This window comes from Streptomyces sp. SAI-135, from assembly GCF_029893805.1.
Taxonomy (GTDB): domain Bacteria; phylum Actinomycetota; class Actinomycetes; order Streptomycetales; family Streptomycetaceae; genus Streptomyces.
In genome coordinates this window covers 212,605-228,552 of sequence record NZ_JARXYP010000001.1, presented here as the reverse complement: position 1 = coordinate 228,552, position 15,948 = coordinate 212,605, and the positions used below count along the sequence as shown (strand labels likewise).

The 15,948-nt window shown below is 68.6% G+C and carries 7 protein-coding genes; 4 read left to right on the top strand and 3 right to left on the bottom strand.

The window, feature by feature from the left end; all coding sequences use genetic code 11:
• The first annotated feature begins 2 nt into the window (after nucleotides 1–2).
• The 3 genes from M2163_RS01120 to M2163_RS01110 are packed head-to-tail and all read left to right on the top strand — an operon-like array spanning nucleotide 3 to nucleotide 5,034.
• Nucleotides 3–1,283 carry an MFS transporter gene (locus M2163_RS01120; RefSeq protein WP_280892887.1) on the top strand — a complete coding sequence of 427 codons (1,281 nt, stop codon included), beginning with the start codon at nucleotides 3–5 and terminating at the stop codon, nucleotides 1,281–1,283.
• Entirely contained in the window at nucleotides 1,280–4,276 is a 2,997-nt protein-coding gene (locus tag M2163_RS01115) for a beta-ketoacyl synthase N-terminal-like domain-containing protein (RefSeq protein ID WP_280892886.1), read from the top strand. Before M2163_RS01120 ends, M2163_RS01115 begins: the two co-directional genes overlap by 4 nt.
• A complete protein-coding gene (locus tag M2163_RS01110; RefSeq protein ID WP_280892885.1) occupies nucleotides 4,273–5,034 on the top strand; it encodes an alpha/beta fold hydrolase in 762 nt (253 codons plus the stop codon). Before M2163_RS01115 ends, M2163_RS01110 begins: the two co-directional genes overlap by 4 nt.
• A gap of 1,306 nt (nucleotides 5,035–6,340) precedes the next feature.
• Here the strand turns inward: M2163_RS01110 and M2163_RS01105 are convergent.
• From M2163_RS01105 to M2163_RS01095, 3 genes are all read right to left on the bottom strand, one after another.
• Complete coding sequence (locus M2163_RS01105; protein WP_280892884.1) at nucleotides 6,341–7,402, bottom strand: alpha-hydroxy acid oxidase; 1,062 nt, start codon at nucleotides 7,400–7,402, stop codon at nucleotides 6,341–6,343.
• A gap of 41 nt (nucleotides 7,403–7,443) precedes the next feature.
• Nucleotides 7,444–8,493, bottom strand: a complete 1,050-nt coding sequence (gene hppD / locus M2163_RS01100) for a 4-hydroxyphenylpyruvate dioxygenase (protein WP_280892883.1) — start codon at nucleotides 8,491–8,493, stop codon at nucleotides 7,444–7,446.
• 2,867 nt (nucleotides 8,494–11,360) lie between these two features.
• A complete protein-coding gene (locus M2163_RS01095; protein WP_280892882.1) occupies nucleotides 11,361–11,804 on the bottom strand; it encodes a nuclear transport factor 2 family protein in 444 nt (147 codons plus the stop codon).
• Nucleotides 11,805–12,187: 383 nt separating this feature from the next.
• Between M2163_RS01095 and M2163_RS01090 the strand changes: the two genes are divergently transcribed.
• Nucleotides 12,188–15,202 (top strand): BTAD domain-containing putative transcriptional regulator, encoded by a 3,015-nt coding sequence (locus M2163_RS01090; RefSeq protein ID WP_280892881.1) that lies wholly within the window; start codon nucleotides 12,188–12,190, stop codon nucleotides 15,200–15,202.
• The last annotated feature ends 746 nt before the right edge of the window (nucleotides 15,203–15,948 follow it).

The window sequence follows — 15,948 nt, the reverse complement described above, 5'->3', positions numbered from 1 at the left end:
CCATGACCATCGAAGCCACTGAGGCCGGATCACCGCCCGGGGTCTGGAGCCATCCCACCCTGCGCGTCCTCCTCGCCGCCGAGACGACGTCCATGCTCGGTACGCAGCTCAGCGCCGTCGCCATGCCCTGGCTGGCGCTGCAACTGACCGGCTCCGCCGGTGACATGGGACTGATCATGGCGGCCCAGCTCGCAGCGGTCGCGGTGTTCGGTTTCTTCGGCGCCGCCTGGACCGGCCGGATCGGTGCCCGGCGGATCATGCTCATCGGGGACGCCGTCCGTGGCCCGCTCGTGGCGCTGCTTCCGGTGCTGTACTACCTGCACTGCCTGAACACGGCCACCTTCGTGGTCATCATGTTCGCCATGGGCGCCTTTTACGCGCCGTACGTGGCGAGCCAGCAGGCCAGCCTGCCGAACGTCGTCGGCGAGGACGAACGGCTCCTCGGCCAGGCCAACGCCGCCCTGCAGAGCGCGACCCGGCTCAGCGTCCTGCTGGGCCCCACGCTCGGCGGCCTCCTGATTTCCCTGTTCAGCGCCCCCGTCGTGCTTCTCATGGACGCGGTGTCCTTCGCCGCCTCGGCGCTGCTGCTGAGCCGGTTCCTGCCGGATGCCCCGCTGCGGGTGCCCGTGTCCCGCCGCTCGCCGGTGGCCGCGCTGCGACTTCTGCTGAAGGACCGGCTGCTGAGTAACTGGTCCGCGGGCCTGGCGCTCGGGGAGATGGCCTGGCAGGCGCTGTTCGCGCTCCTCCCGGTGATCGCGGTGACCCGCGAAGGCGGATCGTCCGTCGTGGCCGGTGGGCTGCTGACCGCGTTCGGCGGCGGAGCCCTGACCGGCACCCTCTTGGCCGGACGGCTGATGCGCCGGGTACCCGCCCGCACCCTCGCCCTCGTGGGCCGGGTGGGGCTCGGCGTGGCGTTCGTCGCGCTTCCGCTGGACCCCGGACTGCCGGGCCTGGTCTGCCTGCTGCTTCTCACCGGCCTGCTCAACGGCGTTTCCTCCTCGCCGGTCGCGACCGTCCGCGTCCTGCGGATCCCCAGGGACCGGCGGCCCGAGGCGCTCACAGTCGCGGCGGCCCTGGCGCTCGTGGGCGGCACGGTGGGCTGGCTTCTGTCCGGCACGGTCGCCCAGAAGGCGGGGATCATCCCCGCCTTCTGGGGGCTGGCCGCCCTTCAGGCTCTCGCCGCCGTCCTGTTCGTCGTCGGCGCCATGGGCAACCGGGAGCCCGCGATCCCCCCTTCCTCTTTTCCTTCCTCTTCCACTCGCTCCGTGAAGGACTCCCGATGACGCACGACGCACAGGAAGACCAAGACCACCTCGTCGCGGTGGTGGGCATGGCCGGCCGTTTTCCCGGCGCTCCTGATGTGGAGCGCTTCTGGGAGAACCTGCTCGCAGCCCGGGAGTCGGTCACCGTTTTCCCCGACCGCGCCGACCCCGCTCACCCCGAATTCATCCCCGCCTACGGAGCCCTGGACGGTGTCGGCGACTTCGACGCGGCGTACTTCGGACTATCGGCCCACGACGCGCTGATCACCGACCCGCAGCAGCGACTGCTGCTGGAGTGCGCCCATGAGGCCCTCGAGCGGGCTGGGCACGGCGGCGTGGACCGCCCGGTGACCGGCGTGTACGTCGGAACAGGCGGCAACGGCTACGCGGAGGCCGTCCGGGCCCGGATCGACGAGATGCCGTTCCTCGACGAATGGCGTCTGCGCCAGGCCACCGCCCCCGATTTCGCCGCCACCCGCATCGCCTATCACCTGGACCTGACCGGTCCCGCGATGACCGTGCAGAGCGCCTGCTCCACCTCACTGGTCGCCGTCCACCTCGCTGTCCAGGCGCTGCTGAACGGCGAGTGCGACCTGGCCGTCGCCGGCGGCGCCACAGTCGTGCCCCATCTGCCCGCCCTGCGCTACACGCCCGGCAGCATCGTTGCCGCCGACGGGCACTGCCGCGCCTTCGACGCCGACAGCGACGGCACTGTCTCCGCCAGCGCGGTCGGCGTCGTGGTCCTGCGGCCCCTGGCGGACGCCCTCGCGGACGGTGACCACGTCCACGCGGTGATCCGCGGCTCGGCCGTCAACAACGACGGTCGTCACAAGGCAGGCTTCACCGCCCCCAGCGTCGTGGGCCAGGCCGAAGTGGTCCGCACCGCCCACGAGATCGCCGGCATCGACCCCCACGAGGTCGGCTACGTGGAGGCCCACGGCACGGGCACCGCGCTCGGCGACCCCATCGAGGTTGCCGCACTCACGCGCGCCTTCGGCTCCGGCGAGGGCCGCGAAGCCCCCTGCCTCATCGGCTCGGTGAAGACCAACATCGGCCACACCGACGCGGCGGCCGGCGTCACCGGATTCATCAAGACCGTCCTCAGCGTCGAACACGGCGTAGTTCCGGCGACCCTGCACTACCGGCGGCCCAACCCGGCCGTCGACTTCGCCACCTCCTCCTTCGAGGTCAGCGGCACCACCCGTGCCTGGCCGACGGACGGACCGCGGATCGCCGGCGTCAACGCGCTCGGTGTCGGCGGCACCAATGCCCACGTCGTCCTCGAACAGGCCCCGCCCCGCGAGGAGTCCGTGCCCTCCAGCCGCCCTCAGCTGCTGATCGTCTCCGGCAGGACCCCGGCAGCCGCCGCGGCGGTCGCGGACCACCTGGCCGACCATCTCGCCGCGCACCCGGGGACACACCTGGGCGACACCGCATGGACACTCCAGGACGGCCGGACGCACCACGCCCACCGCAGGTTTGTGGTGGCCTCCGGCACGCGGGACGCGGTGACCGCGCTGCGGAGCCGTGCCACCGACCCCGCGGCGAGCAGCGCGCTCTCCGACGCCGAACTGGTTTTCATGTACCCAGGCCAGGGTGGCCAGCACACCGGCATGTCGGCCGAACTGTACGACGGCGAGCCCGTGTTCCGCCGTTCTCTGGATGAAGTGGCCGACGCCGTCGCCGGCTCGCTCGGCGTGGACCTGCGCGAAGTCCTCTACCCCCGCACGGACGCCGAACGAGCGGCGGCGGCCGAACGGCTGGCGACCATCGAGGTCGGTCAGCCGGCGGTGTTCGCCGTGCAGTACGCCACCACCCGCCTGCTGGACTCCTGGGGCCTACGGCCGAGCGCCGTCACCGGACACAGCCTCGGCGCGTACGCCGCGGCCTGTGCGGCCGGCGTGTTCGCCCCGGCGGACGCGGCCCGGCTGGTCGCCGAACGGGGACGACTCCTCGGCACCGTGCCGGCCGGCGCGATGGCCGCGGTGCGTCTGTCCGAGACGGACGTACTGGGGCTGCTCCCCGCAGACATCACCGTCGGCGCGGTCAACGGCCCCGGCCAGTGCACGGTCACCGGTCCCGCCGCCTCCGTGGCGCGCTTCGCACAGGAGCTGAACGACCGCGGGCTGGAGGCGCGGGTGCTGCGCATCGCCACCGCGGGCCACTCACCCCTGGTCGACCCGGTCACCCGCCGCTTCGCCGAGGCCGTCGAGGCGTTGCCGCGCGAGCGGCCGACGCTGCCGGTGCTCTCGGACACGACCGGCGCATGGGCCGACGAGGAGGCCGTGCGCACCTCGCAGTACTGGGTGCGGCACATGCGCGAACCCGTCCGGTTCGGCGAAGCGCTGGACACCCTGTTCGGTGCCTCGGACCGCGTCCTCGTCGACATCGGCCCCGGCCGCACCCTGGCCACGCTGACCCGCCAGCACGCCGCTTATGACAACAAGCAGGCTGTCGTACACCTCGCCCCGCACCCGGCTGAAGAGGCGTCGGAGACGACGGTACTGCTGGCGGGTGTCGGTGAGATATGGGCCCGAGGGGCGCACCCTGACTTCGCTGCCCTCCAGGGTGACGGGCCCCGGCGCCGGATCGCGCTGCCGACTTACCCGTTCGAACGCCGCCACCACCTTGTGCCGCCACCGGTCCGGTTCACGCCCGCCGCCGCGGCGCCCGCGCCCTCGGCCGCCGCACCGACAGAGGCCGTCGTACCGACAGAGGCCGTCGCACCGAGCGGCGTTCCCGCACCGGAGCGTCCGCCCGTCCTGCAGGCCGTGCTCACCGCCTTCGGGCAGGCCCTCGGCTGCCCGGACATCGACCCGCGAGATGGCCTGTTCGACCTTGGGGGCGACTCGCTGACCGCCACGAAGCTCGCTGCCTGGGCCGGCTCCACCTTCCACGTCACCGTCAGTGCCTCGGACGTCCTGCGCTTCCAGACCCCGTCAGCGTTCACCACGCTGATCGAGGAGCGCGGGGCCGGAGCTCCCGTCCAGACCAAGGAGAACCCCGCCTCATGACCACGTCCCTTCCCGCCCCGCCCCTCGGCGTCGCTCCCGCTCGGCGCAACCCCTGGCTGAACGGTCGTCCCACCACGACGACCGCGGAGCGCCATCTGTACTGCTTCCCCCACTCGGGCGGGCTCCCGGGCGAGTACGTCCGCTGGGGTCAGTACCTGCCCGGCACCCAGATCTACGGCATCTGCCTGCCGGGACGCGGCAGCCGCGTCGCCGAACCGGCCCTGACCGACATGGATGCCGTGGTGCGCGCCCTGCTCGCGGAGACGGAGTTCGTCGCCCCCTACGACCTTTTCGGCCATAGCCTCGGCGCGCTGGTCGCCTTCGAGGTGACGCGCGAACTGGCCGCCCGCGGCCTGCCTCTGCCTGAACGGCTCGTCGTCTCGGCGTTCCCGGCCCCTCACCTGCCGCGCCACGAGGCTCCGCTGTCCGGCCTGCCGAACGAGGAACTGGTCGCGGTCCTGAGCGAGCGCTATGGAGGCATCCCGCCCCAGATCGCCGCCGACCCCGACCTGCTGGCGGTGCTGCTGCCCGCGTTTCGCGCCGACTTCGCCCTGCTGGAGAACTACCGGTACCGGGAATCCAGGGCGCTCCCGGTGCCGCTCGTCGTCCTCGGCGGTGAGGCTGACAGCCTCACCATGGACCAACTCGGCGCGTGGGACCTGCACAGCGGCGTGACGGTACGCCGGCACGCCTTCCCCGGCGGTCACTTCTACTTCCGTGACGACCCGGCGTCGGTAGCGGCTGTGCTGGCCGCCTGAACCCTCACCCGAGTGCGGTGAGGCCGGGACTCCCGCCCCGGCCTCACCCCCTCGAAGCCCCGGGTCCTCGCAGCCGGCGGCGTCGCGGTCTGGCCGCGCCCGTTCGCCCGGCGGCCGGGACGCCCCATCGTGCCCGCCTCCACGTGTCCGCGATGTTGACCATGTGGCGTGGCCCGCACGTCCCTTTGTCCAGGGCGATATGGAAAAGCCGCCGCCAGAGCAGGTGATGGAGGACGGGCGGCACCGCCGGCCGGTCACCGACCCGGCCGGCCCGCGAGAATCGTCTCTTCCCGAGCGGCACGGTCGTTCACCCTCGGGGATGGTCGACCCACGGAGCGACGGAAGCGGCGCGTGCGGTGACCTTAAGCACCGGCCACCACCATCCCGTAGCGGGTGGCCTCCGTGACCGTGACGATTGCCGGGGCGGGCCAGGTGGCGGGGTCCTCGGACCTGCGCTCCGCTCCGCGCTCGGGTATGTGCCCGCGCTTGCCAGGTCGCTGGGACGGGGCGACGCGACCCCTCCCCGCGGCGGGAAGTACATGACACGGTTCGACCGCGGCCGTCCCAACAGCTCGACAGGCAGGTCGCAGAGCAGGAAAGTCAGACGGGTGACGCCATGACCGGCATCCACGACGACCAGGACGGGAAGGTCCCCGTCCGTCCACTGCCCGCCACGCATGGCGCTGGACCACCTCCCGGATCTGGGCCGCCGTGACGGTGCTCTCGTCGTCACAGGGATGGAGCCGGATCACATCCAGGATGGTGGTCCATGAGGTCCGCCCGGTTCCAAGGCCGCTACGAACGAGCAGGGCCGGCCAGGGATCATCTGGCCCGAGCCTCTTCCCCTGCCACAGGTGGGGCAGGACAGCCGGTCCGTGCTGCTATGCGCGTCCGGCCGCAGCCAGTTGCCGACATCCACCTCCAGGACGATCCGCCCCTCCGGCCCGGGGGAACGCCAGTCCGGCAAAAGGTCCGCACACCGCGTCACATTCAGCCGCCCGCGGTTCAAATCGCCTGTAGAGACCATGAGGGGACGAGGGGGTCTGCCCTCGGGGCCCCTGTCGCGGTGCAAGGCCACAGATTGATCTACGGGACCCGGCCGGCGCGGAGACCGGGCCACGATTGGATCGGCCGTGGTGGGAAGCACAAGTCCTGCAGGCGTGAAACGTCGTGCTTGGAGGGCGGCCCTGGACGGTGCCGACGGTGCCGACGGCGCCGACGGCGCCGACCGGCATCCGGTGTGAGGGGGCCGCCCCGAATGTCCCCCATGCTCTGCCTGACTCTCCATCGAGTGGCGGGCTGGATGTCAGGCCGGCATGACGGTCAGGTCTCGGCCTGCGGCGACGCTGTCGCAGCCGCACAGTGTGAGCGCTTCCCGCAGCTCGGTGTGGAGCAGATCCAACACGAGGCCGGCGCCCGCCTTGCCATCCACGGCCAGGCCCCACAGCACGGGTCGGCCGTACATGACACCGGCCGCGCCGTGGGCGAGGGCCCGCAGGACGTCCGTACCGGAGCGGACACCACTGTCGAGCAGCACGGCGCAGCGTCCCTGCACGGCGTCAAGCACCGGCGGCAGCGCCGTGATGCTCGGCACCGCGCCCGCGAACTGGCGGCCGCCATGGTTGGACACGACAACGGCCTCGGCGCCGAGTTCCGCCGCCCGGACGGCGTCCCGAGGGTCGAGGATGCCCTTGAGCACGATGGGCAGATCCGTGTGCCCGCGCAGCCATTCCACGTCCGCCCAGTCAGCGGTCGGGTCGAAGGCCGTGGCCGAGTGGGTGGCCACCGCCGAGGTTCCGCTCCTTCGGGTGTGCGTCGCCGTGACCGCCTCGGCTCCGAGGTTGGCGGCGGTCACGGACGCGGGCAGCGCGAAGCCGTTGCGCAGGTCGCGCAGCCGACGGCCCATGACAGGGACGTCGGCGGTGACGACGAGCGCCTCGCACCCGGCGTGTTCCGCCCTGCGGACGAGGTCGAGCAGCAGACCGCGGTCCCGCAGCCAGTACATCTGGAACCAGACTGTTCCGCCGACCTCGGCGATCTCCTCCAGCGGGTAGCTGCTCAGCATGGGGATCACGTAGGGAACGCCGGCGGTGCGAGCGGCCCGTGCCGCGTCGAGTTCACCGTTCGGATGCAGCAGCCGCTGATAGGCCATCGGTGCCACCACAACCGGCATCGCTGCGTCGGCGAGGAGCAGTTGGCCGCAAGTCTTGGCGATGCCGGCTCCGGTTAGAGCCCGGGGCACCAGACGTACCAGGTCCAGTGCCGCCCGGTTGGCGGCCTGGACCGACTCGTCACCGCTGCCACCCGCGACGAAATCCCACACCTCGGCCGGCAGCCGCTGGGCTGCCAGCCGTTCGACGTCCGCCACACAGATCAGTGGACCGTGGTCCCTGCCCCGGTCGGGCTCATTCACCTCGTTGCCTCATCCCGGGTTTGCTGCAGCTCGACGGCGCTGTACAGCGCCCTGATGTTGCCATTGCCGAATGTACGGGCGCCCAGCCGCTCGATCACCTCGAAGAACAGGGTGCCGCGAGGGTGCGTGGACCGGGTGAATATCTGCAGGAGCTGGCCGTCCTGGTCCTGATCGACCAGGATGTTCAGCGCCCGGAGCTGGTCGACGGAGTGCTGGACGGGCCGCAGCCGGCCCGGCACCAAGTCGTAGTAGGTGCCGGGCGTCGTCAGAAATTCGATGCCCCGCCCACTCAGAAGACCCACGTCCCGCACGATGTCATCGGTGGCGAACGCGATGTGCTGCACTCCCGCCCCGCCGTGGTTCTTGAGGAACTGGTCGATCTGGCCGGGGCGCCTGGACAGGTCGGGCTCGATGAGGGTGAGCGTCACTGCGCCGGACCGGCTCTGGACGACGGTGGAGTTCATCCCCTGGGCGCCTACGACGACGTGCTCCGTGAAGACCGTCTTGAAGTCGAGGACGGTCTCGTAGAACCGTACCGTGGGCTCGAGATGGCTCGGCTCCAGACATACCGCGAAGTGATCGATCGTGTGCAGGCCGACGTCGTGTCCGGACTCTGCAGGACGGACATCGTCCGGTTGCGCGGGGCGTTGGACGAAGGTGTGCGTCACGTCGCCGAACGCGGTCACGGACGCCGTGACCACGCCGTCGTGCTCTGCCGGCGCGGCCACCGGCCGCGCACCGCGCCGTACCGCCTCGTTGAACGCCGACACGGCATCCGGCGTGCCTAGCGCGATATCGAACACACCGTCCCCGTGCTGCTGGACGAATGCCGCGGCCGGGTGGTCGGCATGTTGCACCTCGGTCAGGACGATACGGATGTCCTTCCTGCGCAGGGCGACCGTGCGCACGCCGTCCGCCAGGGGCGCGTTCGCGGCACGGGCCTGGACGCTCAGCCCATAGCCGTTCGTGAAAAGTTCGGTAGCTCGGGCGAGATCATCGACCGCGAGGCCGACGTGGTCGACGTGGAGTTCGTCGAATGCGCTCATGGCAGATCTTCCTTTGCGGAGTCGGTTGTCCTTCCGCTCACACATGACATGCGCGAGCGGGAGTTATGGGGAGTGGCCTTCCGCTGGGCGTTACCGCAGCCGGGCAGTCGGACGGGCCCCCTGGCTCGACGGTTCAGGGCATGTGGTCGAACTGCATCCGGACGAGGGCGCAGTGGTCTGGGCTCCGCGCGCGGTACGTCGGGGCTCGGCGTCAGCGGCGAGGACGGGCCAACGCCCGCTTTCACGCACCGGAACGCGCAGACGCCCGGCTGCCCCGCTGCTGACGTGTCCCGTCCCGCGGGATGTGGTGCGACACCTGCGCCGTGCGTCCGGCGGGTGAGACGACTGCGGGCTGGTCGGCGAACCGCTGGGCCCAGTGGGCCTGGCCCTTGCCTCGAAGTCGTCCGAGTCGCATTACTCCCGTTCGTCGGATTCCACCTCGGAGAGCGAAGAGAGAGTGACCGACCAGGATGGGGCCACGGATCAGGCTCCCGACAGGTGGCCGGTTGGATCACGTCGGGCAGCCGCCCATCCTTGACGTCGACCGTTTGCGAGGCATCGTCGTCGTGGGTTGAGCGGACACGTGCGGCCGCTGTCGCGACAAGCGCTGTCGCTGTCGGACCGGCCAGAGCGGATTGCCGGGCGTACCAGAGATCTTCCTGCTCGCCAGTGGGACGCAGTTGGCTCTCACCGCCAACGCCCATGGCACATCCACCTCAATTCAACGAGAGAACAGGGTGGATCCGTCAACGGCGCCACCTTCTTGATCCGCTGCCGGATTCATGGTCTGGTGGACGGTCTGTCGCGGACATCGGCAATTACCACCGTTACGGCCCCCGTCCGGTCACAAGGCGCCACGAACATAGGGTCAGCCACGGTTTCCAGGGGGCATCCGATGACGGGGGGCGTGGGGTCCGTATGCGGTGCCGGACCACGTCCAGGGATTTTGTGTGGCTGGAGTTACGGCGGTTGGAGATCGAGTCCGGTCTTGTCGATGCCCCTCCATTTGCACCAGCAGCTGGCGCAGCGCCTCGCGGACCGTGACCAGGACCGCGGACTGGCTCTTGAGACAGCCGTTCACGCCCCACTTTCCGCCGTACACGCCGGTTGCGTGAGCCTGTGGGTGAACACCTCCTGCACCCGGCGCCGGCCGACGGCACTGGTGCCGCAAAATGCGGGGGCAACCATGGCGCGAGCTGGCGGCCTAGACCGAGGCGGAGCGACACGGCTGCGATCAGGTCTGCTGCCTGGATGGTGCGGGTGAGGAGGCATGCATCGAGGAGTATGGCGCCGTGAACCGCTTCCTCGTCACCGCCAGAGGCGAGCTGGTGATGCCGGGCGCTCGGCACCATCCTCGCAGGGTTACCCGCGACACCGTCCTGACGCTGGCCCCGAGTTGGGTATGACGCCAGTTGAGCGGGCCGTTCCCCTCACGGAACTGAGCGCCGGACTCGCCGACGGGACCGTGACGGAGGTGACGGCGGCGGGTACCGCCGCGGTCATCACGCCAGTCATGGGCATCAAGGCCGTAGGCTACGCATTTACGGGGAGCTCGGTAAGGTGACGTCGGCGCTTCGTGCGTTGCCACTGAACATCCAGTACGGGCGGGACCCTGACACGCACGACTGGCTGCGAAATGTCGTCTGACGGACGGGATCTGATGGCAGCGTTAGTGCTCATCGCCTTGGGGCTTCTCGCCCTGAACTTCGGAGTCTTGTGGGCCATGGACTATCGGGGGATGGTGACCCGCCTTCACCAACTCCTGTCGGCGGAGCGCGATCAGCTGCCGCAGCGGCTGCGCCGGATAACATTGCCCCCAGCACAGCCTGCCGATCAGCGCGTCGCAGGAGTGCTGCTCGCCGTCCTCGGATTGGTCTTAGCAGTAACCGGCGTGCGGGCCCTCATGCCGTAGCCGCGGACGCCACGGAGCCGGGGGCAGCTCAGTTCTACGGGTTTGGCGGGACCTCGCTGGCTGGTCCGGGCAACTGTCCCATGCCGATGACATACCGACGCGGCCAGCCGTAGATTGTCTGTGTCCAACTGCGAGGCCCAGAAGCCTCCTTGAGGGTGGGCGACATCATCTGTCCAGCGAGGTCGCTCCACCAAAACCAGGCCACCTCAGAGTCCGGCAGGCCCGGAGTGGTTCGCCGCCTCATGGTTGATCACCGTTCCCCAGCTCACCGGGGGTGGATCCTCGGCGTGTCGAGCAAGACCAAGATGTGCGCTCGGGCGAGTCCAAGCAACCCAGCTCCAGCACGTCTTCGTCTCATCGGCCTGCGGTCTCATCTGCTGGAGGCGGCTTCGGAAACCCAAGAACGGCTGACCGGTGTCGGGGCAGGCGGGTCCCAGCGGGCTGCTTCAGAGCGTTGGTAGTCTCCGCAGCCAGGGTGAGGCGGGGGGAGATGATCGTGGGAGCGGAGCCGTCGCGTCCTCCGAGCCGGTGGTTCAGCGGAATCGGGTGGGGTGTCCTCTTCGGTGGGCTGACCGCAGTGGTGACCATCGCTGCGATTGGGAGGGCATGGGCTGCTTGTGACGTCGGCAGCAGCCCAGGATCCAACGGCATGACCTTGCTGTTTCTTGCGCCTTTCATATGGGTCGCCGATGCCGTTCCGTGGGTGGTCCTGCACAGCACCCTCGGAAGACGTCATCGCAGGACAGCCCTGATGGCAGGGCTCGTCTTCACCTTGTGGTTCACCTGGTTCCTTGTCACATGGCTAGGGATGCCCAACTCCTACCCCGCCCCGCTCTGCCCGGGCAACGTCCCATCCTGGTGGCCGAGCTTCATCCCGGCATGACTCCGGCATGGCTGTGAACCACCTTGGCACCGGCAGCACCGACCCCCTCAGCAGCACCCGCGACCAGCGCTCTTAGCTCTCTTGTCCCCCTGTGGCCGCCATCTTGCCCACGGGCGGAACGTAGCAATACCGGCGACAGCTGCGAACCAGACCATGCTCGGAGAGGGTGAACACATCCGCGAAGTCCAGTTCGCGCGGTGCCACTTCGAGTGCGCCGGGCACTGCCCGTACCAACCGCCCGATCACCACCACGGTGCGGTCGTCAGCCACCACGGTGGCCAGTTCGTGCCGGGAAAGAAGGTCTGCCTGAGCAGCCTGGGCCTGCGCTGCGGCATTGCGCCCGCTGTGTGACGCTACGCCCGGACTGTTGAGCGTTACATCTTTCGTCAGGAGTGACGCGTATCCATCGATATCACCAATGTCTAGATAATGATAGGAAAGCATCACATGTTTGACGCCTTCTGCGGTTACCGCTGCACCTGTCGGAGGGTTCCCGATGCTGTCGATTTTCCTCATTGCCTGACTGACTCCCTGTCCATTGGTGTCGGCGGGGGCCGCACCATCGGCTCCTCACGCCATCGTCCGCCGGTCCGCTAACTCGCCCCTATCTCCAGGCCATTCCGGCCGAGCTGATGCCCAGCTTGTGGTCTGTTCATGATCACAGGTGCCCACGTGCGGGCCGCACAAATGCGGAGGTCAGGGCGCAAAACGTCGAGATGCACACCGAGTCGGATGGGTGAGCACGGATCACGGCCGCGGGTGCCGGGTGTTCACCTACTGCTCACGACGATCAGGGGGTGAATCTTGGCACCTACACTGATCAGAGCGACAAAGTGGCACGTCCTGTGTGAGGTCGGAGGGGTCATGAAGCAGTACACCTCGAATCATGGAAGCCTGCGGTGAGTTTCACCTTTCAGGTTTTGGGCGAGCTCAAGGTGTTCAGCAGCGATCACTCCGTGCCCATAACCCCCGGCAGGCAGGAAGCTGTTCTCGGGGCCCTGCTCCTGGAGAGTGGCAGGCTGCTGAGCAGCGATCACCTGATTCGGCTGCTATGGGCCGAGGACCCACCCGAGACGGCCCGTACTCAGGTGCAGATATGTGTGTCACGTGTCCGAAAGGCACTGGCCGCAGGCAATGTTGAAGCCACTATCGTGACCCGGTCGGCGGGATACCTGCTACAGATCGGGAACACCGCCCTGGATCTGAACGTTTTCCGCGATGACGTCGTCGAAGCCCGGACCTTGGTCGGTGGTGGCAGGACGTCCGACGCGGCCGAGAGACTGCGCAAGGCCGTCGCTCTGTGGAACGGCCCCTGCCTGAACGGCATCTCCAGCGAGCTCCTCGCCCGGGTCGCCCAGCAGATAGACGAGGAGCGTCTCGCGGCCACCGAGACGATCGTCGAGTTGGAACTGAGTCTCGGCCGGCACCATCAGCTGACCGCTGAAGTGGGCCGCCTCGTAGAGGAAAACCCGCTGCGGGAACGTTTCCGCAGTCAGTTGATGCTTGCTCTGTACCGTTCCGGGCGGCAGGCGGAGGCCCTGGAGGTGTATCGACGGGGCCGCGCGTTGTTCCAGGAGGAGTTAGGTCTCGAACCCAGCCAGGATCTACGCCGCCTCGAACAGGCGATCATTACGGACGACCCGGATCTGCGACATGAGCCGGACGCCATCACCATGGCCGTGCCTGTACGTGAGGCCAGACCTGTCAAGGAACCGGATGACATACCGCCGTCCGACAATGGTCTCGAGCATCCGCGCTTCGTCATCCCTCGGCAACTCCCCATCGACACCGCCGACTTCGTCGGTCGCTCAGGGCTGGTGACCGAGGCGGAAGAGGTCTTGACCAGCGCTCAGCCCGATCGAGCCACTGGAATCGTTGTCATCACCGGCCGTCCCGGCATCGGAAAGAGCACGTTCGCCACCAGGGTCGCGCACCGGCTGGCCGACGCCCACTTCCCAGACGGCCAACTTTTCTGTCAACTTCGCGGTGGCCGCTCAGATCCGGTCAGCGCACGGGAAGTTTTGGGGCGTTTTCTGCGCGCGCTAGGCCTGCCTGGACCGGCCATCCCGGATTCGCTTGAGGAGCGGGCGGAGATCTACCGCAGCCTGCTGGCGACTAGGCGGATCCTCGTGGTTCTGGATGACGCCGCAAGTGAGGAGCAGATTCTCCCCTTGCTCCCCGGGAGCCGGTCGTGCAGTGCTCTCATCACGAGCCGGGCTCGGCTGACCGCGCTGCCCGGCGCTTACCGTGTGCCCCTGGACACCTTGGACCAACAGGATTCACTGGAACTCCTCAACAACGTCATCGGCTCAGGCCGTGTGAACGGCGAACCCGAAGCGGCCAAGGCACTGGCCCGTGCAGTCGACGGTCTTCCGCTTGCTCTGCGCATCGTGGCAGCGCGCATGGCGGCCCGTCCGCACTGGTCACTGGCGTCGATGGTGCAGCGCCTCGCCGACGAGCGTCGCCGACTCGACGAACTGGCCCATGGTGAAATGACCGTGCGGGCCAGCCTCTCCCTCACATACAACGGACTGCCGGACAGCAGCAGGAAGCTGCTGCGCCTCCTCAGCCTGACCAACGGGTCCACCTTTCCCAGCTGGGTCGGCGGCGCTTTGCTGGACGACTCCTCACCCTTCCCGTCCGACATCATCGAACCCCTGGCCGACGTTCAGATGATCGACGTCGCCGGACACGGGGCAGCCGGAGAGCTCCGCTACAGGTTCCATGACATCGTTCGGTTGTTCGCCCGCGAACGCATGGTTGCGGAGTCCGACGAGGCGGAGCGGGGTGCTGCGATCCGGCGCGTGGGCGGAGCCTGGCTCTCTCTGGTCGCCCAAGCACAGAGGCACGCATTCGGATATGACTACTTCAGCGGGTCGGCTCCGCACTGGGACCCGCCGAAGAGCCACACCCAAGTCATTCTCTCCCAACCGATGGAGTGGTTGGACAGCGAACGGGAGAACCTGGGCCTGGCCGTGGACAGCCTCGCCACCGAGGACGAAGACGAATACGCATGGGAACTTGCCGTCAATCTGGCTCCGTTCTACGAGGCACGTGGATATCTGGACCACTGGGCCCGCACGCACTGCAAGGCTCTTACCGCGGTTCGCCGGGCAGACAACCATGTGGGTCAGGCGGCCCTGCTCGCCTCCCTCGGATCCCTGTACATCGATCGTCGGCAACTACCCGAGGCGCGGAAGGCATTGACGTCGGCGCAGGAGATCTTCGAAACGCTGGGTCACCGCAAAGGATTGGGCCTGTGTCGAAGGGATCTCGGCACTCTGGAGCAACTCACCGGCCGCGACACAGCCGCGATGAAACTCTACCAACAGGCCGAACGTGACTTCGAAGCGATCGATGACGCCTGGGCGCGCGCCGCTGTTCTCACAGCACGGGCGGTCGTCCTGCTCCGGCAGGGCGACGGCCGACGTGTGGAAGCGGAACTACGCGAGGCACTGCAGACCTGGCGCGACCTCGGATATGTGGGTGGTCAAGCCCGCGCGATGCAGCGAATCGGCCAACTCCACATGCATCGCGGGCAACTCGATGACGCACGGGAGGTTCTGGCCGAAGTCCTGGGCATGGTCGTGGACGAGGGTGACGTGATTGGTGAGGGGCATCTGTTGCACAATCTCGGACGCGTGCACGTGGAACTGGGGCGGCCTGCTGAGGCCACGTCCCTGTTCGAACGGGCTCTTGCCGTCCGTGAAGGCATACTCGACCAGGTCGGCGCGGCCTCCGTCCGAGTCAGCCTCGCCGAGGTGCTTCTGCGAGCCGGCGAGACACGGAGAGCACGTGCCCTGTTGGAGAACGCGATGGAGGCGTTCGACATGCACGGCGTGGTGCATGAGCGCGAGCGCGTCGAGCGGCTGATGGAGAGCGTGACCAGTGCTCGCTCGCCGGGTCATGGATGACGTCACGCAGAGGAGAGTTCCGTGTGGTGATGGGCCCCTGGCCGGACACGAAGTTCCCGTCCGCGGCCGAACGCGGCCGGCCCGGCACGCTAGGAAGCGTTCGCCCGTCGGCTCACAGCGAGACACGTGCGATCTCGCGCTTGCGCAGGCAGGCGCGGAAGCCGTGGGAGCTGTAAGCCTTGTCCGCGATGCGTTCGTCGGCCCTGCAACGTGGCCGTCAAAGCCGGTACGCGGGACGCGGATACGTTCCAGGAGCGGGCGTGCGCAGATGCTGTCGTGGCGCTGTCCAGGTGTCAAAGGATCGCGAGTGGCCGACCGAGACCATCACAACGAGGCGGATGGTGGTGGTCAAGCCTCCTCGGGATCGGCGCCGAGGCGTGCTCGTCCTGTTCGCCCGACCGGGGGGGGCGACGCCGAGGTGTCGACGGCACGGGCCGACGGTACGTGCGGCGGCCTGTCGGGCCGGTTGGCCGGACAGGCCGATCACCGATAGTGGGTTAACGCGGCGAACGTAGTGTCCACCTTCCTATGTGTCTCGGTCAGGGGCTGGTCCTAGGTGCCGGTCGTGTTCCTTGGAGCTCCCGGCTGTCTCGGTTGTCCAACGTCAGCACCTCGTCCCAGAGTGCATCCGTGGGGGTGACCGGTCATGACGTCGGGAGCTGTCTTCGCCATGGTGTTCGCGGTGCTGCTCGCCTCTCATGTCCGGGCGGCTCTTGCTGACAGCGGGACAGGCTGGCAGCGGCCAA